Origin of the sequence: Tunicatimonas sp., assembly GCF_049647865.1 — a bacterium.
Taxonomy (GTDB): Bacteria; Bacteroidota; Bacteroidia; order Cytophagales; family Cyclobacteriaceae; genus Tunicatimonas.
Genome location: NZ_JBARYM010000011.1, coordinates 1 through 2,488, shown reverse-complemented (window position 1 = coordinate 2,488; position 2,488 = coordinate 1). Strand labels below are relative to the sequence as shown.

Sequence of the window (2,488 nt, the reverse complement as noted above, 5' to 3'; positions counted from 1 at the left end):
ATAGCCCAACCCCGGTTACCTTATTCACCGGAATTAATGTTGCTTTTTAAATTGAAAGAAAGATTCACTATTAATAAATACACGTATGAATTCATTTAAAAAATACCTAACATTTATCTTTCTGTTTTTCGTGGGTACTGCCTGCGAAGAAACGCTCGATAATGTAGAGCCTACTCGCGAGTTTGAGGAAGCCTACTTCGATAGTGAAGGGCGGGTTCAACAGTCCGTCGGTGCTATCTACGGAAAAATAGTAGAACTCTACGGAGGTAGTTTCGCCTCAACTACCAAGCCTATCTCTTGGGTTTTGCCCGCAGATGATTTATCAGCTGAAAATGCTGGAGTGCCATTCGATGCTTTTGAAACACTCAACAGTACGAATGGCCGGGTTGATGGCGTGTGGGGGGTACTATACGAGATTATTGCTCGCTCTAACTTTGTGCTAGAGAAGCTAGAGGATCCGACGATACAGCAGGTTTACCAAGACGAAACTTTACTAGATAGTAATCGTGGAGAAGCTCTTTTTCTACGATCTTGGGCCAACATGTGGCTATGGGACTGGTTCCGTAAGGCTCCCCTTATAAACAATAGAATTACTAGTTTGGATGATGCTGTTAAGCCTCCCTCCGAAGGGTTTCAATTACTAGATCAGGCTATTACTGACTTCGAAACGGCTGCTACGCTTCTTCCCGAATCGTGGGATGCTAATGAGCGAGGCAGGATAACCCGCGATGGTGCTAATGGTATGTTAGTAAAGGCGTACACCTTGCGAGCTAGTTACAACGGAGGAAATACCGAAGATTACCAAAACGCGATTACTGCTTTTGGAAGAATCACTAATGCTAGCTTAGCCGATAAATTCAGTGATAATTTTGATGTAAATACTGAAAATAACTCAGAGTCACTTTTTGAGTACCAAGCGAGTAATAATACTACTCAAGAAAACCCGTTTCTGGCAAACGACTTCGGAGGAGGGGTAGGCCAAATGTCAGCTTATTATAGTTACAGTACGCGCCACTGGTCGTCCGGGTCGGGAGGGGCACGGGTAGGACCTACGCAGAAATTAATTGATGCCTTTGAAGAAGGTGACCCTAGAATAGAAGAGACATTCTCTGCGAACCCAGATCCAGAGGAAAATTTCGCGGGTTACTTTAACGGTGAAGGACCTTTGAACGGATTATGGTTCATAAAGTACGTTCTTCCTAGCCGTAACGAGATTACGGGCTTTGGAGCTACTTCTATTAACAATCCACGCATTCTTCGTTACGCCGATGTAAAGCTACTAGCGGCTGAGGCGTATTTGCAAACTGGTAACACTGGTGCGGCTCTTCAGCAGGTGAACGATGTTAGAACGCGAGCGCGGATGTCAAACTCAGATGGTACTGAAGCTGCGGTGCCCGCGAATTTAACTGCGGTTACTTTGGAAGATATTGCTAACGAACGATTTGTAGAGTTAGCCGGAGAAATGGGTATTCGCTGGACTGACCTGAGAAGATGGCATGCGGCAGGATACCTAGATTTGGGCACGTGGGGAGTGGAAGAATTTGGTTATCCTCATGCCCCATCTAGTTTTGCCTTTGAAGTACCTAAGCATCTGCTCTATCCTATACCGCAAAGCGAAATAGAAACGAATCAGATCATAGCTCAGTCTGGCAATAATCCGGGATACTAGTAGTCAATTGTCTATTGGAGGCGATAAGCGAGTATTGTAATTCCTTACATAGTTGAACAATTTACTTACCTTGAATGGTCTAAGAATAAACGCTTGTAAAGCACTTATCAGCAATTAAATCAGAGTTGTGATAAATAATCAAGCATTGTTTCTATAGAATAAAATTTACAGTTTATGCCTCAAAGGACACTCGCAGTAATTTCCTAGAACGATAAACGAACTGATCTATCAAGACCCGGTCTGGCGAGACCCGGTCTGGCGAGACCCGGAACGACGGTTCATCTCCTGATTCACCATTGTGAGTTCGCGGCTGCTTTGGCCGCGGACAGAGGTGTTTTCTTCGGCTCGGCGGAAAAGGTAAGGCATCACTGCTTCCAGGGGGCCGTAGGGTACGTACTTGGCTACATTAAAACCGGCTTGGGATAGATTGAATGAAATATTGTCACTCATTCCGTAGAGTTGGGCAAAATAAACTCGAGGGTCATTCGGTTTCACTGAGTGTTTTTCCATCAGCATAGCTAAATAGTAATTGCTGTACTCATTGTGCGACCCCGAGCATAGATATATTCGCTGCTTATGATTAAGGCAATACAGCAGTGCCCGATTATAGTCTTCGTCGGTGGCCTGTTTGTTGGGTTGAATAGGATCAGGATACCCTTTATCCTCAGCTCGTTCCCGCTCTTTTTCCATATAGGCGCCGCGTACTATTTTTACCCCCAAGTAATATTGATGCGTAACGGCGCGTCGATAGGCCGCTTTTAGGTTATCTAGCATATCGTGGCGGTACATTTGGTAGGTATTGTACACAATGACTTTCTC

Annotated in this window: 2 protein-coding genes; one reads left to right on the top strand and one right to left on the bottom strand. The window is 44.7% G+C overall.

The features are described 5' to 3' along the window. Nucleotides 1–85 precede the first annotated feature (85 nt). Nucleotides 86–1,669, top strand: a complete 1,584-nt coding sequence (locus WBA23_RS00300; RefSeq protein WP_424580230.1) for a RagB/SusD family nutrient uptake outer membrane protein — start codon at nucleotides 86–88, stop codon at nucleotides 1,667–1,669. A gap of 228 nt (nucleotides 1,670–1,897) precedes the next feature. Here WBA23_RS00300 and WBA23_RS00295 read toward each other — a convergent pair. Further along, a partial coding sequence (locus WBA23_RS00295) for a proline dehydrogenase family protein (RefSeq protein ID WP_424580229.1) occupies nucleotides 1,898–2,488 on the bottom strand: 591 nt, incomplete at its 5' end.

Excerpts from the sequence above, each read along its gene's own strand:
- WBA23_RS00300 (WP_424580230.1), top strand. The coding sequence starts at position 86 with ATGAATTCATTTAAAAAATACCTAACATTTATCTTTCTGTTTTTCGTG.